General features: G+C 70.9%; 19 protein-coding genes. 13 read left to right on the plus strand and 6 right to left on the minus strand.

The features are described from left to right. Positions 1-47 precede the first annotated feature (47 nt). From hutU to hutI, 4 genes are read left to right on the plus strand one after another with little or no spacing between them, the layout of a single operon-like run. The gene (gene hutU, locus ACZ6MZ_RS15680; protein WP_384187403.1) at positions 48-1,706 is read left to right on the plus strand and encodes a urocanate hydratase; all 1,659 of its coding nucleotides are present in this window, start codon (positions 48-50) and stop codon (positions 1,704-1,706) included. Further along, positions 1,703-2,953, plus strand: coding sequence for an allantoate amidohydrolase (locus ACZ6MZ_RS15685; RefSeq protein ID WP_469352281.1), 1,251 nt, complete (start codon positions 1,703-1,705; stop codon positions 2,951-2,953). The genes hutU and ACZ6MZ_RS15685 overlap by 4 nt, the downstream gene beginning before the upstream one ends. After that, positions 2,950-4,359 (plus strand): formimidoylglutamate deiminase, encoded by a 1,410-nt coding sequence (locus ACZ6MZ_RS15690; RefSeq protein WP_469352283.1) that lies wholly within the window; start codon positions 2,950-2,952, stop codon positions 4,357-4,359. Before ACZ6MZ_RS15685 ends, ACZ6MZ_RS15690 begins: the two co-directional genes overlap by 4 nt. A 44-nt stretch (positions 4,360-4,403) precedes the next feature. Beyond that, positions 4,404-5,606 carry an imidazolonepropionase gene (hutI, locus tag ACZ6MZ_RS15695; protein ID WP_469352285.1) on the plus strand — a complete coding sequence of 401 codons (1,203 nt, stop codon included), beginning with the start codon at positions 4,404-4,406 and terminating at the stop codon, positions 5,604-5,606. 72 nt (positions 5,607-5,678) lie between these two features. Here the strand turns inward: hutI and ACZ6MZ_RS15700 are convergent, their stop codons facing one another. Then, positions 5,679-7,049 carry a hypothetical protein gene (locus ACZ6MZ_RS15700; protein ID WP_389790981.1) on the minus strand — a complete coding sequence of 457 codons (1,371 nt, stop codon included), beginning with the start codon at positions 7,047-7,049 and terminating at the stop codon, positions 5,679-5,681. A 132-nt stretch (positions 7,050-7,181) separates the two neighbouring features. Here ACZ6MZ_RS15700 and ACZ6MZ_RS15705 point away from each other — a divergent pair, with 132 nt between their 5' ends. Further along, positions 7,182-7,550: a DUF6415 family natural product biosynthesis protein gene (locus tag ACZ6MZ_RS15705; RefSeq protein WP_384187413.1), complete on the plus strand. Its 369-nt coding sequence runs from the start codon at positions 7,182-7,184 to the stop codon at positions 7,548-7,550. A gap of 311 nt (positions 7,551-7,861) precedes the next feature. Here the strand turns inward: ACZ6MZ_RS15705 and ACZ6MZ_RS15710 are convergent, their stop codons facing one another. Both ACZ6MZ_RS15710 and ACZ6MZ_RS15715 read right to left on the minus strand, forming a co-directional pair. Next, on the minus strand, positions 7,862-9,085 hold the full coding sequence (locus tag ACZ6MZ_RS15710; RefSeq protein WP_469352369.1) for a cytochrome P450 family protein: 1,224 nt from the start codon (positions 9,083-9,085) through the stop codon (positions 7,862-7,864). 299 nt (positions 9,086-9,384) lie between these two features. Then, complete coding sequence (locus ACZ6MZ_RS15715) at positions 9,385-10,290, minus strand: RNA polymerase sigma factor SigF (protein ID WP_384187416.1); 906 nt, start codon at positions 10,288-10,290, stop codon at positions 9,385-9,387. 297 nt (positions 10,291-10,587) lie between these two features. On the opposite strand from ACZ6MZ_RS15715, the gene ACZ6MZ_RS15720 reads away from it, so the two are divergent. From ACZ6MZ_RS15720 to ACZ6MZ_RS15735, 4 genes are all read left to right on the plus strand, one after another. Continuing rightward, positions 10,588-10,956, plus strand: a complete 369-nt coding sequence (locus tag ACZ6MZ_RS15720) for an STAS domain-containing protein (protein ID WP_384187419.1) — start codon at positions 10,588-10,590, stop codon at positions 10,954-10,956. A gap of 188 nt (positions 10,957-11,144) precedes the next feature. Next, positions 11,145-11,633: an ATP-binding protein gene (locus ACZ6MZ_RS15725; RefSeq protein WP_384187421.1), complete on the plus strand. Its 489-nt coding sequence runs from the start codon at positions 11,145-11,147 to the stop codon at positions 11,631-11,633. A gap of 301 nt (positions 11,634-11,934) precedes the next feature. Continuing rightward, complete coding sequence (locus ACZ6MZ_RS15730) at positions 11,935-12,612, plus strand: response regulator transcription factor (RefSeq protein ID WP_384187424.1); 678 nt, start codon at positions 11,935-11,937, stop codon at positions 12,610-12,612. 55 nt (positions 12,613-12,667) lie between these two features. Then, entirely contained in the window at positions 12,668-13,945 is a 1,278-nt protein-coding gene (locus tag ACZ6MZ_RS15735) for an ATP-binding protein (RefSeq protein WP_469352288.1), read from the plus strand. Positions 13,946-13,968: 23 nt separating this feature from the next. Here the strand turns inward: ACZ6MZ_RS15735 and ACZ6MZ_RS15740 are convergent, their stop codons facing one another. Then, positions 13,969-14,472: a GtrA family protein gene (locus ACZ6MZ_RS15740; RefSeq protein ID WP_389790989.1), complete on the minus strand. Its 504-nt coding sequence runs from the start codon at positions 14,470-14,472 to the stop codon at positions 13,969-13,971. A gap of 169 nt (positions 14,473-14,641) precedes the next feature. Between ACZ6MZ_RS15740 and ACZ6MZ_RS15745 the strand changes: the two genes are divergently transcribed. From ACZ6MZ_RS15745 to ACZ6MZ_RS15755, 3 genes are read left to right on the plus strand one after another with little or no spacing between them, the layout of a single operon-like run. Then, positions 14,642-15,781 carry a 5-(carboxyamino)imidazole ribonucleotide synthase gene (locus tag ACZ6MZ_RS15745; RefSeq protein ID WP_384336544.1) on the plus strand — a complete coding sequence of 380 codons (1,140 nt, stop codon included), beginning with the start codon at positions 14,642-14,644 and terminating at the stop codon, positions 15,779-15,781. Continuing rightward, on the plus strand, positions 15,778-16,302 hold the full coding sequence (gene purE, locus ACZ6MZ_RS15750; protein WP_384187433.1) for a 5-(carboxyamino)imidazole ribonucleotide mutase: 525 nt from the start codon (positions 15,778-15,780) through the stop codon (positions 16,300-16,302). The genes ACZ6MZ_RS15745 and purE overlap by 4 nt, the downstream gene beginning before the upstream one ends. Positions 16,303-16,307: 5 nt before the next feature. After that, a complete protein-coding gene (locus ACZ6MZ_RS15755) occupies positions 16,308-17,510 on the plus strand; it encodes a dipeptidase (protein ID WP_469352291.1) in 1,203 nt (400 codons plus the stop codon). A gap of 471 nt (positions 17,511-17,981) precedes the next feature. On the opposite strand, the gene ACZ6MZ_RS15760 is transcribed toward ACZ6MZ_RS15755, so the two are convergent. Continuing rightward, positions 17,982-18,344, minus strand: a complete 363-nt coding sequence (locus ACZ6MZ_RS15760) for a VOC family protein (RefSeq protein WP_469352293.1) — start codon at positions 18,342-18,344, stop codon at positions 17,982-17,984. 92 nt (positions 18,345-18,436) lie between these two features. On the opposite strand from ACZ6MZ_RS15760, the gene ACZ6MZ_RS15765 reads away from it, so the two are divergent. Further along, complete coding sequence (locus ACZ6MZ_RS15765; protein WP_389792138.1) at positions 18,437-18,955, plus strand: CGNR zinc finger domain-containing protein; 519 nt, start codon at positions 18,437-18,439, stop codon at positions 18,953-18,955. Between the two features lie 15 nt (positions 18,956-18,970). Here ACZ6MZ_RS15765 and ACZ6MZ_RS15770 read toward each other — a convergent pair whose 3' ends face one another. Next, on the minus strand, positions 18,971-20,317 hold the full coding sequence (locus tag ACZ6MZ_RS15770) for a UDP-glucose dehydrogenase family protein (RefSeq protein WP_384187443.1): 1,347 nt from the start codon (positions 20,315-20,317) through the stop codon (positions 18,971-18,973). Positions 20,318-20,333: the final 16 nt, after the last annotated feature.

The following is a 20,333-nucleotide window of genomic DNA, read 5'->3' on the forward strand; positions in this document are numbered from 1 at the left end:
GGCCAACAGATCCACCGTGACAGATCCACCTTGGAGGAGGCATCGCCATGTCAGGACCCCGCCCCGTACGGGCACCGCGCGGTACGGAACTGAGCGCCCTGGGATGGCAGCAGGAAGCCGCCCTCCGCATGCTGCAGAACAACCTGGACCCCGAGGTCGCCGAGCACCCCGACAAGCTCGTCGTCTACGGCGGCACCGGCAAGGCCGCCCGCGACTGGCGCTCCTTCGACGCCATGGTGCGCACGCTGCGGACGCTCAAGCAGGACGAGACGATGCTCGTCCAGTCCGGCCGTCCGGTGGGCGTGATGCAGACCCACGAGTGGGCGCCGCGCGTGCTGCTCGCCAACTCCAACCTGGTCGGCGACTGGGCGAACTGGGAGGAGTTCCGGCGGCTCGAGTCCCTCGGGCTCACCATGTACGGGCAGATGACGGCCGGTTCGTGGATCTATATCGGCACGCAGGGCATCCTCCAGGGGACCTACGAGACGTTCGCCGCCGTCGCCGAGAAGAAGTTCAACGGAACGCTCGCGGGGACGATCACCCTCACCGCGGGTCTGGGCGGCATGGGCGGCGCCCAGCCGCTGGCCGTGACCATGAACGACGGCGTCGCGATCTGTATCGACTGCGACCCGCGCGCCATCGAGCGCCGGATCGAGCACCGCTACCTCGATGTGCGGGCCGACAGCCTGGAGCACGCGCTCCAGCTGGCGACCGAGGCCAGGGACGCCCGCCGTCCGCTCTCCATCGGCCTCCTCGGCAACGCGGCGGAGCTGCTGCCGCGCATGCTCGCCGAGGGCGCCCCCATCGACATCGTCACGGACCAGACCTCCGCGCACGACCCGCTGGCGTATCTGCCGCTCGGCGTCGACTTCGACGACATGGCCGCGTACGCCGCCGAGAAGCCCGCCGACTTCACCTTGCGGGCCCGTGAGTCGATGGCCACGCACGTCGAGGCGATGGTCGGCTTCATGGACGCGGGCGCCGAGGTCTTCGACTACGGCAACTCCATCCGCGGCGAAGCCCAGCTGGCCGGCTACGACCGCGCCTTCGCCTTCCCCGGCTTCGTGCCCGCCTACATCAGGCCGCTCTTCTGCGAGGGCAAGGGACCGTTCCGCTGGGCGGCGCTGTCCGGTGAGGCCTCGGACATCCACAAGACCGACAAGGCGATCCTCGACCTCTTCCCGGAGAACGAGTCCCTGCACCGCTGGATCAAGATGGCGGGCGAGCGCGTCCACTTCCAGGGCCTGCCGGCCCGGATCTGCTGGCTCGGCTACGGCGAGCGCGACAAGGCGGGCGAGCGCTTCAACGACATGGTCGCCTCCGGTGAGCTGGCCGCCCCGCTGGTCATCGGCCGCGACCACCTGGACTGCGGCTCGGTAGCCTCCCCGTACCGCGAGACCGAGGCCATGCTCGACGGCTCCGACGCCATCGCCGACTGGCCCCTCCTCAACGCCATGGTCAATGTCGCCTCGGGCGCCTCCTGGGTCTCCATCCACCACGGCGGCGGCGTCGGCATGGGCCGCTCCATCCACGCCGGGCAGGTCTCGGTCGCCGACGGCACGAAGCTCGCCGGCGAGAAGATCCGCCGCGTGCTCACGAACGACCCGGGCATGGGCGTCATCCGCCATGTCGACGCGGGCTACGACCTCGCGGAAACGGTCGCCGACGAGCGCGCCGTCCGCGTCCCCATGCGGGAGGACGCGTGACGCACGACGACGCGTCCGCGGGCGGTCCTTCCGCCAGGCCCGCCTCCTTCCAGGAGATGTGGCGCGATCTCGCCCCCCTCGGGCGTGACTCCGGCAGCGGCGGCTACCGCCGGTACGCCTGGACCGCCGCGGACGCCGACTGCCGGGCCTGGTTCCGGGCGCAGGCCGAGAGCCGCGGGCTGGCCTACGAACTCGACCGCAACGGCAACCAGTGGGCCTGGCTCGGCGACCCGCTCGCCGGGGACGCCGTCGTCACCGGGTCACATCTGGACTCCGTGCCCGACGGCGGCGCCTTCGACGGGCCGCTCGGTGTCGTGTCCTCCTTCGCCGCTCTCGATGAACTCCGCCGCAGGGGAGCGCGGTTCAGCAGGCCCCTGGCCGTCACCAACTTCGGCGACGAGGAAGGCGCCCGCTTCGGGCTCGCCTGCGTCGGCTCCCGGCTCACCGCAGGACAGCTCACCGTCGAGAAGGCCCACGAGCTGCGCGACGGGGACGGCGTCCCGCTGCCCCGGGCGATGGAGGCCGCGGGATACGACCCGTCCACCCTCGGGCCCGACCCCGAACGGCTCGCGCGGATCGGCGCGTTCATCGAGCTGCACGTCGAGCAGGGCCGCGCCCTCGACCTGTCCGGCGACCCCGTCGGCATCGCGTCCGCGATCTGGCCGCACGGCCGCTGGCGGTTCGACTTCCGGGGCGAGGCCAACCACGCGGGCACCACGCGCCTCGCCGACCGCCGCGACCCGATGCTGACCTACGCCGAGACCGTCCTCGCCGCCCGCCGCGAGGCGGAACTCGCCGGCGCCCTCGCCACCTTCGGCAAGATCTCCGTCGAGCCCAACGGCGTCAACGCCATCCCCTCCCTCGTCCGTGGCTGGCTGGACTCCCGCGCCGCCGACCAGAGCGCCCTGGACACCGTCGTCGCCGGGATCGAGGCCGCCGCCCGCGAGAGCGCCGACCGCGCCGGTATCGAGCTGCGGGTCGTACGGGAATCCTTCACCCCCGTCGTCGAGTTCGAGCACGCCCTGCGCGACCAGCTCGGCAAGATCCTCGGCGACCGGCCCCCCGTCCTCGGCACCGGCGCGGGACACGACGCGGGGATCCTCTCCGGCTCCATCCCCACCGCCATGCTGTTCGTACGGAACCCGACCGGGGTCTCGCACTCCCCGGCCGAGGCCGCCGCCGAGGACGACTGCGTGGCCGGGATCCTGGCCCTCGCCGACGTACTGGAAGGACTCGCGTGCGCATGACGCGGCCGACAGCGGCCCCGCAGGGGGCCCCGGCGACCCAGGAGCCACAGCGGCCCCCGGACGCCACGTACTGGCTGGAACACGCCTGGCTCGGCACGCACGTCGAGCCAGGCGTGGTCATCGAGACCGCGGACGGCCTGATCAGCGAGGTCAGGACCAGGACCGAGACCCCGCCGCCCGGCGCCACCGTGCTGCGCGGGCTGACCCTCCCCGGCCTGGCCAACGCCCACTCCCACGCCTTCCACCGCGCCCTGCGCTCCACGGTCCAGGTCGGCTCCGGCACCTTCTGGACCTGGCGCGAGGTCATGTACGGGGTCGCCGCCCGGCTCACCCCGGACTCGTACCACGCACTCGCCCGCGCCGTGTACGCCGAGATGGCGCTGGCCGGCATCACCTCCGTCGGTGAGTTCCACTACCTCCATCACGCGCCGGGCGGCACGCCCTACGACGATCCCAACGCGATGGGCGAGGCCCTGATCGCGGCGGCCGGCGAGGCCGGGATCCGGATGACCCTCCTCGACACCGCCTATCTCTCCTCCGGCCTCACGAAGCGGCGCGGCGGGGCGCCCCCCGACCGCCACCAGCTCCGTTTCTCCGACGGCACCGCCGACACCTGGGCCGAGCGCGTGTCGGCCCTCAAGGACAGCGGCCATGCCCGGATCGGCGCGGCGATCCATTCCGTACGCGCCGTACCGGCGGAACAGCTCGCCACCGTCGCCGAATGGGCCGCGGCCCGCGGCGCCCCGCTCCATGTCCATCTCTCCGAACAGACCGCGGAGAACGACGCCTGCCTCGCTGTCCACGGCCGCACCCCCACCCGGCTCCTCGCCGACCACGGTGTCCTGGGCGCCCGCACCACCGGCGTCCACAACACCCACCTCACCGACGAGGACATCGCCCTGCTGGGCTCCTCCCGCACCGGCACCTGTATGTGCCCCACCACGGAACGCGATCTGGCCGACGGCATCGGCCCCGCGGCCCGGCTGCAGCGCGCGGGCTCGCCGCTGTCGCTCGGCAGCGACAGCCACGCCGTGATCGACCTCCTCGAAGAGGCCCGCGCCATGGAACTCGACGAACGGCTGCGCTCCCGCAGCCGCGGCCACTGGACGGCGGCCGCCCTGCTCCACGCCGCCTCCGCCGACGGCCACGCGGCGATCGGATGGCCCGAGGCCGGCCGGATCGAGCGCGGCGCGCTCGCCGACCTCATGACGATCGCGCTCGACTCGGTCAGAACAGCGGGCCCGCCGCCACGGCTCGGCGCGGAGACCGCCGTATTCGCCGCCTCAGCGGCGGATGTACGCCACACGATCGTGGGCGGCCGCCATATCGTGCGGGACGGAATCCACGCCCTGGTCCCCGACGTCCCCGCGGCCCTGGCCGAGTCCATCGCAGCCCTGCGCGGCTGACCCCGCCGACGCGGCCGGAGCCGCTGAAGGAGAACACCCCCGCGATGACGACCAGCAGCACGACCACGAACACCGCCGCCACCACGGCCATCACCCACATCGCCAGTCTGGTCACCAACGACCCCTCCCTCGGTGACGGAACCCCCATCGGTCTGATCCAGGACGCGGCCGTCGTCATCGACGGCGACCGCATCGTCTGGGTCGGTGAATCAAGCAAAGCACCCGCCACTGACAACGCGGTCGACGCCGGCGGCCGGGCCGCGATCCCTGGCTTCGTGGACTCCCACTCCCACCTCGTCTTCGCGGGCGACCGCACCCGGGAGTTCAACGCCCGGATGTCCGGCCGCGCCTACTCCGCCGGCGGCATCCGCACCACCGTCGCCGCGACCCGCGCCGCGACCGACGCCGAGCTGAGCGCCAATGTCGCGCGCTATCTGGCCGAGGCGCTCCGCCAGGGCACGACCACCCTGGAGACCAAGTCGGGCTACGGCCTGACCGTCGAGGACGAGGCCCGCGCCCTGCGCATCGCACGGGAACACACCGACGAGGTCACCTACCTCGGCGCCCACATCGTCCCGCCCGACTACGCCGACGACCCCGCCGCCTATGTCGCACTCGTCACCGGCGACATGCTCGACGCCTGCGCCCCGTACGCCCGTTGGATCGACGTCTTCTGCGAGAAGGGCGCCTTCGACGGTGACCAGGCCCGCGCGATCCTCACCGCCGGCCGGGCGAAGGGCCTGCACCCGCGCGTGCACGCCAACCAGTTGTCGTACGGCCCAGGCGTCCAGCTCGCCGTCGAACTCGACGCCGCCTCCGCCGACCACTGCACCCATCTGACCGACGCGGACGTCGACGCCCTCGCCCACGGCGGCACGGTGGCCACGCTGCTGCCCGGCGCGGAGTTCTCCACCCGCGCCGAGTGGCCGGACGCCCGCCGCCTGCTCGACGCGGGCGCCACGGTCGCGCTCTCGACGGACTGCAACCCCGGCTCGTCCTTCACCTCGTCGATGCCGTTCTGTATCGCCCTCTCCGTACGGGACATGGGCATGACCCCGGACGAGGCGATCTGGTCGGCGACGGCGGGTGGCGCGGCGGCCCTGCGCCGCACGGACATCGGCCGCCTCACCCCCGGCGCCCGCGCCGACCTCACCCTCCTCGACGCCCCGAGCCATGTCCATCTGGCCTACCGCCCGGGAGTTCCCCTCGTCTCCTCGGTCTGGCAACGCGGCAAGCGCGTCCACTGAGAGGCTTCCGCGCGTCCACTGAAAAACTTCCCCACCCGGGCCCCGGCGCTCAGCCCCTACAGCCCGCGGCTCTCAGCCCTTCAGCGCCGCGACCTCGTCGATCCTCGGCCCCAGCCGCCGTACCGCCAGGCTCTTCAGATACGGCTTCAGCCGGCGCCGCATCGTCTCGAAGTGCTCGTCACCGCGCGCCGATGAGACATGCTCGTAGACGTCGAGGAACTGCCACCAGCTCCCGCAGGCGGCCTCCAGATGGCCGATTTCCAGCTGTCTCTGGGCCAGCACGCCCAGGAAGTGGACCCGGCCCTGGCGTTCGTTCTTCTGCTGCGCCCTCAGGGACTGCTGGAGCGCCGCGATCGACCCCGGCAGGTCCTTGAACTCGTACAGCACATGCGACACATGGAAGAGATACGCGGTCCGGTCGTAGCCGCCGATGGAGTCCCGCCGGTTGTCCGCCTTCGTCAGCGCGGCCTCGGTCTCCCGCAGCCGGGTGAACGCCTGGCGCTTGTCCCCGACCATCGCGGCGGCGTGGGCCTGCTGCCCCGACAGGAAGGCTTGAAGGCGCGGCTCCGCCTTCGGAGACGCCTCGGCGGCCGAGTCGGCGAGCTCCAGCGCCCGCTTTCCGTAACCGAGATTCGACGCCTGGAGGGACATACCACGCAGCGTGCGGCAGTACGTGACGTGGTCCTCGGCGGCGCCGGCCAGCTCCAGGGCCCTGAGGTAGTAGCGCTGGCCGAGCCCGTGGGCGCGCTCGTACATCGCCATCCACCCGGTCAGATAGACCAGATCGGACGCGGCGGCCAGCATGTCGTTCCGTATGCCCTCGGCAGCCTCCGCTTTCAGCCAGGGCATGACCGTGTTCACCAGGAACGCGGCGGCCATCGGACGCGCGTGACCGCCGCCGAGTTCGTCCAGGATGTTCGCGATGCGGTCCGTCATCGTGCGCACCGCCTGGACCTGCGCGGCTCCGATCCTGACCGTCCTCTTCCCCGGGGGGACGGCCGGCGCGGTGGCGGCCTGCGCCAGATCGGGGAACAGGGGCACCACCACGGCGGCCGAGAACAGACCCGCCGCGATCAGGCCACGCCGTGACGGGTCCATGTCGGCCCGCCCCATCTCGACCAGCTCTTCGAACGTGTCGCCCCCCGAAGAGGTGGCGGAGGCGGCGGCGCCACGGGCGGCGGACGCGACCGGGAGGCCGGCTTCCGCATGGGTCACCGGGCGCTTGAGCTTGCGTGCGAACGCCTCCAGGATCAGCGCTCTGACCTGCTCCTTCGGTGTGGTGCCCGCGACCCAGTGGGACACCGCGGACTGGTCGTAACGAAGCTCGAGACCGGCCTCGGCACCCATGCGATTGATGATCTGGGCGAACTGCGAACGGGACCACTTCGCCTGTTCGAGCAGGCCGGCCAGTCCGGAATTGGGTATGCGTGAGTTACTCGCCATGTCTTCAACTCCCCCATGCGTTCATGGCTTTCATCATCAGACCTGCTCCCCACGGTACTCGGGGAGAGCTATTACGCGGTTATCTCTTCGAGGACGCTGAATCGCACGAAGACGGGGGCCAGGGTGAACACAGTGACAGACCACAGAGCCGGTGGCACAGGCGAAAACGCGCACACCAAAGCCCTCGACCATGATGCCGTCGCTTTCGACGCCGACCGCGCACTGGCGCCGCACCGCATGATGCCGCCCCCGGAGGAGATCGCCGATCTCACCGCCCGGCTCGTCGCGCACGGCGCGCGCCTGGTCGCGAGCGTCGAACGGGTTCCCGAGGCCGAGCACACCGTACGGGCCAAGGGCGCGCTGAAGGACTGGTACGACCTGAGCTACTGCGGACCCGGGGACGGGGCCATGGCGCACTGGGTCCACATGCGCGCTCTGGCGCGTATGTGCCGCACCTTCATGGACTACTTGCACGAACGCGAAGGACGACACCGACCATGAACGACCCGACCTGCACGACGGTGCCCGAGCGACCTCAGTGCCCTATGCCCGCGGCCCCGCCCTCCCGGCTGTTCGTCGCCCGCCATGGACTTCCGCCGATGATCGTCCTGCCGACCCGACCGGAGAGTGACCGGTGACCCCGGAAGCGAAGCAGCAGGCCTGGTTCGTCGTCGCGGTCTGCACGCTGGGCGTGACCCTCGCCCTGGTCGTCGGACTGCGCCTGTGACCCCGGCGCCCGAAGAGCCACCGGCACCCGACGCGCGGCGCGTACAAGACGACGCGCGGCCTGCACCCCAAGCGCGGTCCGCACGCTAGGCCCGGCCGGCGGCCGGCTGCCCCAGCCGTACCGGCAGTCTCTGCAAGCTGTTGCCCACAAAGCTTCGCTGGCGGGGGAGTTCCGCCTCCGGCGCCGCGAGCGTCAGCTCCGGGAAGCGGGCGAACAGCTGCTTCAGCGCAATCGCCGTCTCCATCCTGGCCAGCGGCGCGCCCAGGCAGTAGTGCGCGCCGTGGCCCAGGGAGAGATGGCGGGTGGCGGAGCGCCGGGTGAGGTCGAAGCGGTCCGCGTCAGGACCGTGGGCCGCGGGATCGCGGCCCGCCGCCGAGAAGCCCGCCAGGACCGGGGTGCCCTGTGGGATCACCGTGCCGTCCACGGTCAGATCACGCGTCGGGTACCGGAACGGGAAGTAGCTGACCGGGCTGTCCCAGCGCAGGGTCTCCTCGACCGCGTCCGCCCAGTCGGCCCCGCCCGCCCGGAGCAGGTCCAGCTGGCCGCGGTGGGCGCACAGCGCGCGGACCGCGTTGGTGATCAGGTTCAGGGTGGTCTCATGGCCCGCGATGATCATCACGAGCATCGTGCCGATGAGCTCGGCCTCGCTGAGCCGGTCGCCGTCCTCCTCGCGCGCGGCGATCAGCGCGCTGGTGAGGTCCTCGCCCGGATGTTCCTTGCAGGAGGCCGCGACCGCGCCCAGCACCGCCACCATCTCGCGGTTCGCGGCCATCGCCTCCTCGGGGCCGATGTCCGTGCTCACCACCAGCGTCGACAGCACATGCAGCCGGTCCCTGAACTCCTTCTTCACGCCCAGCAGTTCGCTGATGACGCTCATCGGCAGCGGCAGCGCGAAATGCTCCCGCAGGTCGACGACGCCGCCGTTCTCCGCCGCGGCCGCCGCCAGGCCGTCCAGCAGCTCTGCGGTGAGCCGCTCGACCCCCGGCCGCAGCGCCTCCACCCGGCGGACCGTGAACGCCTTGCTCACCAGTGAGCGCAGCCGCCGGTGGTCGTCGCCGTCCGCGGTGACCATGCCCTGGACGGTGGCGAAGGTCTTCAGCGGCCAGCCGTCCGGAATTCGCCCCTCCTGGAGCGCGGTGAAGTGCCGCGCGTTCTTGGCGACATCCGGATGGCCGATGAACTCCTTCAGCGCCTCGTGCCCGAGCACGACAGCGGCCGGTACGTCACCGGGGAGCAGGACCTCCGCCACGGCCCCCTTCGCGAGCAGCGCGGCGTTGGCGGCGTGCGGACAGCCACCCGTCGGATCCATCCGGTGTGACGCGGTCAAGGGACTCTCCTTCCGGCGCGGCCGACGCCCGCGTTCGTCACGGGCCCTCCGATGAACTTTGTGATCCTATAAGCGACCGGGCGGCTTCGGACAGTAGTTGTTCAGCCCTTGACCGGCGGCTTCTGGCTCCGCCCCGTACCACCGCCGTCGTCGTCACCCGCGAGCGTGACGGCAATGTGTCCCTACCGGACGGCTCCGTCAATAACGCGTAAGGGCCCGCCCCTTGGGGGGCAGGCCCTTACGACGACGGTCCGTCAGCGGCACCACCGGCCGCCGGGAGGTCACTCCTCCAGCGTCAGACCCTTCCTGAGCTTGGTGAGGGTGCGCGAGAGCAGCCGCGACACATGCATCTGCGAGATGCCGAGCTCCTCGCCGATCTCCGACTGCGTCATATTGGCGACGAAGCGCAGGGAGAGAATTTTACGGTCCCGCTGCGGAAGGCACGCGATCAGCGGCTTCAGCGACTCGACGTACTCGATGCCTTCGAGTCCGTGGTCCTCGTAGCCGATCCGGTCCGAGAGCGCGCCCTCGTTGTCGTCGTCCTCGGGCTGCGCGTCCAGCGAGCTGGCGGTGTACGCGTTGCTCGCGGCCATGCCCTCGACGACCTCGTCGTTGGTGAGGCCGAGACGGTGGGCGAGTTCGCCGACGGTGGGGGCGCGGTCGAGCTGCTGGGACAGTTCGTCGCCCGCCTTGGCGAGGTCGAGGCGGAGCTCCTGGAGCCTGCGCGGGACGCGCACCGACCACGACGTGTCGCGGAAGAAGCGCTTGATCTCGCCGACGATGGTCGGCATCGCGAAGGTGGGGAACTCGACGCCGCGGCTCAGCTCGAAGCGGTCGATGGCCTTGATCAGGCCGATCGTGCCGACCTGGACGATGTCCTCCATCGGTTCGCTGCGGGTGCGGAACCGGGAGGCCGCGAACTTCACCAGGGCGAGATTCAGCTCGACCAGGGTGTTGCGGACGTATGCGTGCTCGTGCGTGCCCTCTTCGAGGGATTCCAGTCGCGCGAAGAGCGTCTTCGACAAGGCCCGGGCATCCAGCGCGCCCACCTCGTCGAAGGGCGGGATCTCGGGCAGGTCCTCCAGGCCCTCCATGCCGGTCGTCGGCGTGACGTCGGTCTCGGAAGGTGTGGGCGGGATTGTCGACGGCGCGTACGGGGCACGCGTTTCGTCGAGCCGGGGTGACATGGGTCTCCTCCATCGTTCTCGGCATATGGCTGCCGAAGCCAATACGCGTTTCTACGGTGTGCGGCGCCTCCAAAGCCGTCCGAGTCGGTTGTGTCTTTACTAGCCCTACCCGGTCGGCATGGACAGTTGCAAGTGTTAATTGTTCGGTATGTCCATATTATTGGGGAGTTCGGCTACCGGTCAGCGTGTGAAAGGCGTAATGTTCGACCGGCGTCATCGACCTGTGATGACGCCGAGACACGCCATTCGGGACACACCATCTGACAACGGCGTACGACACGGCGAAGAGGGACGGGCATGGACCGCCAGACGGTCGGCAGCGCGAACCGGGGCCGGCTTCAGGTCGAGGTTCGGACCGAGGGCCGGAGCGAGGTCGTGACAGTGGCCGGTGAGTTGGATCACCACACGGCCGAGCTGTTGCGCGTACCTCTGGACGACGCGCTCGAACAGGGCAGGGCACGGCTGGTGGTCGACTGCTCCGAGCTCGAGTTCTGTGATTCCACCGGGCTCAATGTGCTGCTCGGCGCCCGCCTCAAGGCGGACGCCGCCGGGGGAGGGGTCCACTTGGCAGGCATGCTGCCCGTCGTGGCGAGAGTCTTCGAGATCACCGGGGCGGACGCCGTTTTCACCGTTCATGACTCACTCCACGACGCCCTCGCCGACTGAGCCCGCGGCCCCGGTTTCCGGCCCGTGCGCTCCGTTCGCTACGCGCGTCCGCACTTCCGTACCGGGAGGTGGGTGTTGTCACGATTCGTAGGGGCAGAAGACCCCCGGCAGGGCGCACAGCACCCCGCACTCTCTGTATTGATGAAATCGCAAATCGGTGAATCGGGAATCGGTGAGGTGAAGCGCTGATGAGCACCACCCGGCAGCCTCAGCCGGGCGACATCGGCCCCGAGCCGGACGATGCGGTACCACCTTCCGCGACGTCCGACGGGCGGGTACGGACGCTCGCGCTGTCCGGCGCGAGCGGTGTCGTCCCGCTGGCGCGCGACTTCACCCGCCAGGCGCTCCACGACTGGGGATGGCTCCCCGCCGAGACCGCGGACCGGCGGGCGGCGGCGGAGGATGTGCTGCTGGTCGTCTCCGAGCTGGTCACCAACGCCTGTCTGCACGCCGAGGGCCCCGAAGGGCTGCGCGTCTCGTGCAGCTCCAAAGTGCTGCGGCTGGAGGTCACGGACCGCGGTTCCGGGCAGCCGGCGCCCCGCACCCCGCACCGCGCGGGCCGGCCCGGCGGCCACGGCATGTTCATCGTGCAGCGGCTCTGTCTCGACTGGGGCGTCGTCAGGACGCCGGGCGCGGCGGGCAAGACGGTCTGGGCGGAGCTGGCGGCGCCCGCGTAGGGCGTTCCCCCCGTCCCCCGGCCGGCCGCCCGGCATGGCCGGCAGATAGAGGGGGGTCCGTACCGGCGCGGAAAAGGGACCTTCGGGGCTCAGCAGACCAAAGATCCCCGATTAGTACTACAGGCGTCTCGACGCCCTACAACATGACACAGTGGGATATGGAAGAGCATGAGAGGCGAATCGCAGGTAGATCTGGAAGTGAACGCCTGCATTCGAAGGTAGTTCAGCGGATCACGCCCCAGATGCCATGGCCTCGCCGAGACCTGCCCGAGGCCTGCCCCGTGCGGTCTACCATCACCCCATGACCCGTGTACTGCTCGCCGAGGACGACGCTTCCATCTCGGAGCCGCTGGCTCGCGCCCTGCGGCGGGAGGGTTACGAGGTCGAAGTCCGCCAAGACGGTCCGACCGCGCTGGACGCCGGACTTCAGGGCGGTGTCGATCTGGTCGTACTCGACCTGGGCCTGCCGGGAATGGACGGCCTCGAAGTCGCCCGCCGGCTGCGCGCCGAGGGCCACGCCGTACCGATCCTGGTGCTGACCGCCCGCGCCGACGAGGTGGACACCGTGGTCGGCCTGGACGCCGGCGCCGACGACTACGTGACCAAGCCGTTCCGGCTCGCCGAACTGCTGGCGCGGGTACGGGCGCTGCTGCGGCGCGGCGCCTCCGACCCCTCCCCGGCCCCCGCCACCCATGGCGTGCGGATCGACGTCGAGTCGCACCGCGCCTGGATGGGCGACGAGGAACTCCAGCTCACGGCCAAGGAGTTCGACCTGCTGCGGGTCCTCGTCCGCGACGCGGGCCGCGTCGTCACCCGCGACCAGCTGATGCGCGAGGTCTGGGACACCACCTGGTGGTCGTCCACCAAGACCCTCGACATGCATATCTCCTGGCTGCGCAAGAAGCTCGGCGACGACGCCGCAAACCCGCGCTACATCGCCACGGTCCGGGGTGTCGGCTTCCGCTTCGAGAAGAGCTGACGCCCCCGCGACCGCCAAGCGTGCCTACGTCGCGTCATCCCGCCCGGAGGGCACCTTGCGCCGTCGCCTGATCAACTCCACGCTCGCCGTGGTGCTCGTCGTCATCGCCGTGTTCGGGGTGTCGCTCGTCATCGTCGAGACCCGCACCATCAGCAGCAGCGCGCAGGAGAGCGTCGACTCCGAGGCGCTGCGCCTGGTGGGCATCGTCGACAGCCGCCTGCTCGGCGGCGAGAACATCACCTCCGAGGTCCTGGCCAAGCAGGTCGACGTCGAACGGTACGCCCGGATCGACATCCCGGGCCGGTCCCCGATCGAGATCGGTGAGCGCCCCAGCGGCAGCGTCATCCGGGCCGTCAAAAGAGGCGAGGAGGGCGAGAACGTCACCGTCGAGGAGGCCCGCTCCTCGGTCACCCGTGAGGTCGGCCGCACCCTGCTGATCATCGGCATGGTGGCGCTGCTCGCCGTCATCGCCGCCGTACTGCTGGCGGTGCGTCAGGCCAACAAGCTGGCCTCACCGCTCACCGATCTCGCGGAGGCCGCGGAGCGCCTCGGCTCCGGTGACCCGCGCCCCCGGCACAAGCGGTACGCGGTGCCCGAGCTGGACCGGGTCGCGGATGTCCTCGACGCCAGCGCCGAGCGGATCGCGCGGATGCTCACCGCCGAGCGGCGGCTCGCCGCGGACGCCTCGCACCAGCTCCGTACCCCGCTCACCGCGCTGTCGATGCGGCTGGAGGAGATCTCCGCCACCGACGATCTGGACACCGTGAGGGAAGAGGCGACGTTCGCGCTGACGCAGGTGGAGCGGCTGACCGACGTGGTGGAGCGGCTGCTCACCAACGCCCGCGACCCGCGCACGGGCTCGGCCGTCGCCTTCGACCTGGACGAGGTCGTCCAGCAGCAGATCGAGGAGTGGCGCCCCGCCTACCGCAGCGCGGGACGGGCCATCGTCTGCTCGGGACGGCACGGCATGCGGGCGGTCGCCACCCCGGGCGCGGTCGCCCAGGTACTCGCCGCCCTGATCGAGAACTCGCTGATGCACGGCGGCGGTACGGTCGCCCTGCGCACCCGGGTCACGGGCAATCAGGCCGTCATCGAGGTGACCGACGAGGGCCCCGGCGTACCGGCGGACCTCGGGGCGCGGATCTTCGAGCGGAGCATCAGCGGCCGCAACTCCACCGGGATCGGCCTTGCCGTGGCCCGCGATCTGGCGGAGGCGGACGGCGGCCGGCTGGAGCTGCTCCAGCAGCAGCCGGCGGTCTTCGCCCTCTTCCTCAGCCGGGAGGCCCGTACCCGCACGGCGCCGGCGAAGGAACCGGAGCGGCCGGTCCGCTGAGCCGCGGGAGCACGGCGTACGCGTCAGCGGATGACGTCGTCCTTGGACCGCCGCCGCTCCAGGAACGACGCGTCCGACGGCTCCGCGCCGCCGATGGGCAGCGCCCGGAACACCCAGGTGCGGTAGGACCAGAAGCGGAAGAGCGTCGCGATCCCGATGCCGAGGAACTTGAACACATTGCTCTGCAGCCGGGTGTCCCAGCCGAAGCCGTAGGTCGCGGCGTAGAGCACCCCGTTCTCGATCACCAGGCCGACCACGCTGAACAGCAGGAAGAGCGTCAGCTCCTTGGTGCGGCGGCTCTTGTCGCGGTCCCGGTAGGTGAAGTAGCGGAAGCCCACGTAGTTGAAGGCGATGGCGACGACGGTGGCCAGGATGCTGGCCCGCACCACGGGAATCTCGGTGGTGTGCCGTACGACATTGAAGACCAGGAGATTGACCAGCAGCCCCGCGCCGCCCACCGCGCCGAACTTGGCCGCCTCGCGCACGAGCCGGTCCAGTCGCACGCGGAGTGCGCCCCGTTCGCTCATCTGCCCGCTCAGCCCCGTCCGCTCGGTTGTCAGTACCCGGGCCATGCTAACGACCGGCTCATGAGGCCGACCGGGCGACTGCGTGTAACGGTCCGCGACACCGGGCGACGGCTGTACGGGGCAGGGCGCGGCGGACCGGGCCCCGCCGGGCGGCGGATACCCTGGGAGCGTGACGTTCCCGGTAGTCGGCATGGTCGGCGGCGGTCAGCTCGCCCGTATGACCCACGAGGCGGGCATCCCCCTCGGCCTCAGATTCAAGCTCCTCAGTGACACCCCGCAGGACTCGGCGGCCCAGGTGGTGAACGATGTCGTCATCGGCGACTATCGCGATCTGGACACGCTGCGTGACTTCGCGCGCGGCTGCGATGTGATCACGTTCGATCACGAACATGTGCCGATCGAGCATCTGCGCGCCCTGGAGGCGGACGGCATCCCCGTCAGGCCGGGCCCGGACGCGCTGGTGCACGCCCAGGACAAGGGGGTGATGCGCGCCAGGCTCACCGAGCTGGGCGCCCCCTGCCCGCGCCACCGCATCGTGGCCGACCCGGCCGACGCCGTGGCCTTCGCGGCCGAGGTGGGCGGGTTCCCGGTCATCCTCAAGACGGTGCGCGGCGGCTACGACGGCAAGGGCGTCTGGTTCGTACGGTCCGAGGAGGACGCCGAGCAGCCGTTCCGGGCCGGTGTCCCCGTCCTCGCCGAGGAGAAGGTCGACTTCGTACGGGAGCTGGCGGCCAATATCGTCCGCTCCCCGCACGGCCAGGCCGTCGCCTATCCCGTCGTCGAGTCGCAGCAGGTCGACGGCGTCTGCGACACGGTCATCGCACCCGCGCCCGGCCTCTCGCCGGAGGTGGCGGGCGAGGCCCAGCAGCTCGCGCTCCGTATCGCCGCCGAGCTGGGCGTCGTCGGCCATCTCGCGGTGGAGCTCTTCGAGACCCGCGACGGCCGGATACTCGTGAACGAACTGGCGATGCGTCCGCACAACTCCGGGCACTGGACCCAGGACGGCGCGATCACCTCGCAGTTCGCCAACCATGTGCGCGCCGTGCTCGATCTGCCGCTCGGCGATCCGCGCCCGCGCGCGACCTGGACGGTCATGTGCAACGTCCTCGGCGGTGACTATCCCGATATGTATGCGGCCTATCTGCACTGCATGGCCCGGGATCCCCAGCTGAAGATCCATATGTATGGCAAGGACGTGAAGCCCGGCCGCAAGGTGGGTCATGTCAACACCTACGGCGACGACCTGGACGACGTGCTGGAGCGCGCCCGTCACGCCGCTGGCTACCTCCGAGGAACGATCACCGAATGACTTCCCCCGTAGTTGGCGTCGTGATGGGCTCGGACTCCGACTGGCCCGTCATGGAGGCCGCCGCGCAGGCCCTCCACGAGTTCGAGATCCCGTACGAGGTCGACGTCGTCTCCGCGCACCGGATGCCGCGCGAGATGATCGCGTACGGCGAGGAGGCGGCCGGGCGCGGGCTCAAGGCGATCATCGCGGGCGCGGGCGGCGCGGCGCATCTGCCGGGCATGCTCGCCTCGGTGACGCCGCTGCCGGTGATCGGTGTTCCCGTACCCCTGAAGTACCTCGACGGCATGGACTCGCTGCTGTCCATCGTCCAGATGCCGGCCGGGGTGCCGGTCGCCACCGTCTCGGTCGGCGGCGCCCGGAACGCGGGCCTGCTGGCGGCGCGTATCCTCGCGGCCCACGACCCGGACCTCCAGACCCGGATCCGCGAATTCCAGCAGGAGCTGAACGACCAGGCCACGGCGAAGGGCAAGCGGCTGCGCGCGAAGGTCGAAGGCTCGGAGCACTTCGGGTTCGGGAAGTGACGGCCGTGGGCTCCACGGACTTCCTCGACGAGGCGCGGGAGCTGCTGGCCACCTTCCCCGTGGTCGACGGTCACAACGACCTGCCGTGGGCGCTGCGCGAGCAGGTCCGCTACGACCTGGACCGGCTCGACATCGCCGACGACCAGTCGGCGCATCTGCACACGGACCTCCCCCGGCTACGGCGCGGCGGGGTCGGCGGACAGTTCTGGTCGGTGTTCGTACGGTCCGACATGGCCGGCGACGACGCGGTGAGCGCGACGTTGGAACAGATCGACGTGGTCGGCCGGCTGCTCGCCCGCTACCCGCAGGACCTGGCCCGAGCGAGCACGGCGGACGACATGGAGACCGCGCGCCGCCAGGGCAGGATCGCCTCGCTGATGGGGGCCGAGGGCGGCCACTCCATCAACAACTCCCTCGCCACGCTGCGGGCGCTCCATACTCTGGGCGTCCGCTATATGACGCTGACCCATAACGACAACATCGCGTGGGCGGACTCGGCGACGGACGTCCCGGGCGTCGGGGGCCTCTCGGCCTTCGGCCACGAGGTGGTCCGCGAGATGAACCGGACCGGCATGCTGGTCGACCTCTCGCACGTGGCCGTCTCGACGATGCACGACGCGCTCGCCGTGACCGAGGCGCCGGTGATCTTCTCGCACTCGTCGGCGCGGGCGATCTGCGACCACCCGCGCAACATCCCGGACGATGTGCTGGCGCTGCTGCGCGACAACGGCGGGGTCGCGATGGCCACGTTCGTACCGAAGTTCATCCTCCCGGCGGCGGTGGCCTGGACGGCGAGGGCGGACGACAACATGCGGGCGCACGGCCTGCACGCCCTCGACACCACGGCCGAGGCGATGAAGATCCACCAGGCCTTCGAGGCGTCGAACCCGCGCCCGATGGCGACGGCGGCGACGGTGGCCGACCATCTGGACCACATGCGCGAGATCGCCGGGGTCGACCACATCGGCATCGGCGGCGACTTCGACGGCACGGCCTTCACGCCGACGGGGCTGGAGGATGTCGCGGGCTACCCGAACCTGATCGCGGAACTCCTGTCCCGCAAGTGGTCCACGTCGGACCTGGCGAAGCTGACGTGGCAGAACGCGGTGCGTGTGCTGCGTGCGGCGGAGGAGGTGGCGCGGGGGCTGCGGGACGAGCGGGGTCCTTCGCAGGCACGGATCACGGACCTGGACGGGGTGCGCGCGTAGCGCGCTGTGTGTGCGGGGCGCCTCCGGCGGGGGGTGCGGGTGCGGGGTCGTTTGTCGTGGTGCGGGGGTCGGGGGTTCCGGAGGTGCGTGTCCGGACTGCATGATTTACGGCGCCCTGCGGGTGCGTTGTCGGGTGCGGCTCGTCGCGCGCCACAAATCACGCTTTACGTCCGGACACACACCTCCTGCACCCCCGACCCCCTCCCGCCGGTGGGCCCGCGCCAGGCGGCTCGTGGGTCTGGGGCCGGGGGTCTGTGGCGGGCGGTGGAGGGGGACGGGTAGGGGTGGTGTCCAGGACGTAGAGCGTGATTTGTGGCGCTCGACAACCGGTCACCCGGGATCCGGTCCGCACGCGCCGTAAATCATGCAGTCCAGGACACCACCCCTGCCCGGCCACCGGCGACAACCCGCACCCGAGAACCGGCCCCCGCCCAAGACAACCCGCACCCGCACCCCCCGCCGGACGGCGAATCAGCAGGCGCAGAGGCAGAACGGGTGGCCCGCCGGGTCCGCGTAGACGCGCCACGTGCGGGACGCGTCCGCCGTGTCCAGGGCCGCCGCGCCCAGTGCGAGCACCTGCTTCTCCGCCGCGTCCAGGTCCTCGACCTTCAGGTCCAGATGGAACTGCTGCGAGCCTTCCGGCGCGGGCCAGGACGGCGGTACGAAGCCGGGCGCGACCTGGAAGGCGAGCGTGGTGCCGGGCGCGCCGGTCAGCTCGACCCAGCCGTCGCCGTCGTCCTCGACCTCACCGCCCAGCACCTGAGCGTAGAAACCCGCGAGCGCGACCGGGTCGGGACAGTCCAGGACGACGGTGCCCAGAGTGGCGATGGCCATGGCGTTCTCTCCTCGCTTCGGCTGTTACTGCTAAACCCCTTCAAGGGGTAACGGTTACTGCATGCTCCAGCACAAGAGGTAACGTCGCAACCATGAATGACAGGCCGCCCGCACCGGGAGGGCTCGCCCTGATCGAGGCCCTGGTGAACACGCTCGACATCGAGACGGGCGCCGACACCCTCGATACGGCGGACGGCCGCGCCGCCTTCGGTCTCACCGAAGGGGACACTCCGGCGGCCCGTGAGCTCCGCGAGGCGCTGCGCACGGTGTGCCTCGTCCACGCGGGCCATCGCCCGCCGGGCCGCTCGACGGCCGATCTCGACCGGCTGCTCGCCGACGCCCCGCTCCGGGTCACGGTCGACGCCGGGGGCGCGGCCGCGCTCCGCCCCGCCGGCGACCCGGACGCGCTGACGTCCCGTATCGCCGCGGCCATCGCGGCCGCTGCCGCCGACGGCACCTGGTCACGTCTCAAGGCGTGCGAGGCGGAGGACTGCCAGTGGGCGTACTACGACCGCAGCCCGGCCTGCCGGAGCCGCTGGTGCTCGATGTCGGTCTGCGGCGCCCGCGCCAAAATGCGCACCTACCGCGCCCGCCGCACGACCGCGGAGTAGCGGCGGCCAGGGGTGTCAGGCCCGCGGGCGCCCCATCGCGCGGTACGTCCAGCCCGCCGCGCGCCACAGCTCCGGGTCCAGCGCGTTGCGGCCGTCCAGGATCAGCCGGCGTGACACCGCCTCGCCCAGGACCGCCGGGTCCAGCTCGCGGAACTCGCTCCACTCCGTCAGGTGCAGGACGACGTCCGCGCCGCGCACCGCCGCCACCGCGGAGTCCGCGTAACCCAGGGTCGGGAAGAGCCGCTTGGCGTTCTCCATGCCCTTGGGGTCGTACACCGTCACCTGGCCGCCCTGGAGATGGATCTGCCCGGCGACATTGAGCGCGGGGGAGTCCCGTACGTCGTCGGAGTCCGGCTTGAAGGTCGCGCCCAGCACCGCGACCCGCTTCCCGAGGAAGGACGAGTCACCGCCCACGGCCTCGCGGGCCAGCTCTACCATGTGGCCGCGGCGCCGCATATTGATCGAGTCGACCTCGCGCAGGAACGTCAGTGCCTGGTCCGCGCCCAGTTCGCCGGCGCGCGCCATGAACGCCCGGATGTCCTTCGGCAGACAGCCGCCGCCGAAGCCGATGCCCGCGCGCAGGAACTTCTTGCCGATCCGCTCGTCGTGCCCCAACGCCTCGGCCAGCTTGGCGACATCGCCGCCGGCCGCCTCGCAGACCTCCGCCATCGCGTTGATGAACGAGATCTTCGTGGCCAGGAAGGAATTCGCGGACGTCTTCACCAGCTCGGCGGTCGGGAAGTCCGTGACCACGAACGGCGAGCCCTCGCCGACCGGTGTCGCGTACACCTCGCGCAGCACCCGCTCGGCGTGCTCGCTGCGTACGCCCACCACGATCCGGTCCGGGTGCAGCGTGTCCTGTACGGCGAAGCCCTCGCGCAGGAACTCCGGGTTCCAGGCGAGCTCCACCTCGCCGCCCGCCGGGGCCAGTTCGACGATGCGGGCCGCGAGCCGCTCCGCGCTGCCCACCGGCACCGTGGACTTGCCGACGACCAGCGCGGGCCTGGCCAGATGCTTGGCGAGGCTCTCGACCGCGGAGTCGACGTACGACATGTCGCAGGCGTACTCGCCGTGCTTCTGCGGGGTGTTCACGCAGACGAAGTGCACATCGCCGAACTCCGCGATCTCCGCCCAGTCCATGGTGAACCGCAGCCGCCCGCTCGACCCCTCGATCCCGGCGACATGCTTGCGCAGCAGTTCTTCCAGGCCGGGTTCGTACATCGGGACGCGGCCCGCGGACAGCATCTCGATCTTCTCCGGGACCACATCGAGACCGAGGACCTCGAAGCCCAGCTCCGCCATGGCCGCGGCATGCGTGGCGCCGAGGTAGCCGGTGCCGATCACGGTGATCTTGAGGGCCATGAGGTGCTCCAGAGAG

The sequence above is a fragment of the Streptomyces sp. NPDC042201 genome, from assembly GCF_055582185.1.

Excerpts from the sequence above, each read along its gene's own strand:
- hutU (WP_384187403.1), top strand. The coding sequence starts at position 48 with ATGTCAGGACCCCGCCCCGTACGGGCACCGCGCGGTACGGAACTGAGC.
- ACZ6MZ_RS15690 (WP_469352283.1), top strand. The coding sequence starts at position 2,950 with ATGACGCGGCCGACAGCGGCCCCGCAGGGGGCCCCGGCGACCCAGGAG.
- hutI (WP_469352285.1), top strand. The coding sequence starts at position 4,404 with ATGACGACCAGCAGCACGACCACGAACACCGCCGCCACCACGGCCATC.
- ACZ6MZ_RS15700 (WP_389790981.1), bottom strand. The coding sequence starts at position 7,049 with ATGGCGAGTAACTCACGCATACCCAATTCCGGACTGGCCGGCCTGCTC.
- ACZ6MZ_RS15710 (WP_469352369.1), bottom strand. The coding sequence starts at position 9,085 with ATGGATCCGACGGGTGGCTGTCCGCACGCCGCCAACGCCGCGCTGCTC.
- ACZ6MZ_RS15715 (WP_384187416.1), bottom strand. The coding sequence starts at position 10,290 with ATGTCACCCCGGCTCGACGAAACGCGTGCCCCGTACGCGCCGTCGACA.
- ACZ6MZ_RS15720 (WP_384187419.1), top strand. The coding sequence starts at position 10,588 with ATGGACCGCCAGACGGTCGGCAGCGCGAACCGGGGCCGGCTTCAGGTC.
- ACZ6MZ_RS15725 (WP_384187421.1), top strand. The coding sequence starts at position 11,145 with ATGAGCACCACCCGGCAGCCTCAGCCGGGCGACATCGGCCCCGAGCCG.
- ACZ6MZ_RS15730 (WP_384187424.1), top strand. The coding sequence starts at position 11,935 with ATGACCCGTGTACTGCTCGCCGAGGACGACGCTTCCATCTCGGAGCCG.
- ACZ6MZ_RS15740 (WP_389790989.1), bottom strand. The coding sequence starts at position 14,472 with ATGAGCGAACGGGGCGCACTCCGCGTGCGACTGGACCGGCTCGTGCGC.
- purE (WP_384187433.1), top strand. The coding sequence starts at position 15,778 with ATGACTTCCCCCGTAGTTGGCGTCGTGATGGGCTCGGACTCCGACTGG.
- ACZ6MZ_RS15760 (WP_469352293.1), bottom strand. The coding sequence starts at position 18,344 with ATGGCCATCGCCACTCTGGGCACCGTCGTCCTGGACTGTCCCGACCCG.
- ACZ6MZ_RS15765 (WP_389792138.1), top strand. The coding sequence starts at position 18,437 with ATGAATGACAGGCCGCCCGCACCGGGAGGGCTCGCCCTGATCGAGGCC.
- ACZ6MZ_RS15770 (WP_384187443.1), bottom strand. The coding sequence starts at position 20,317 with ATGGCCCTCAAGATCACCGTGATCGGCACCGGCTACCTCGGCGCCACG.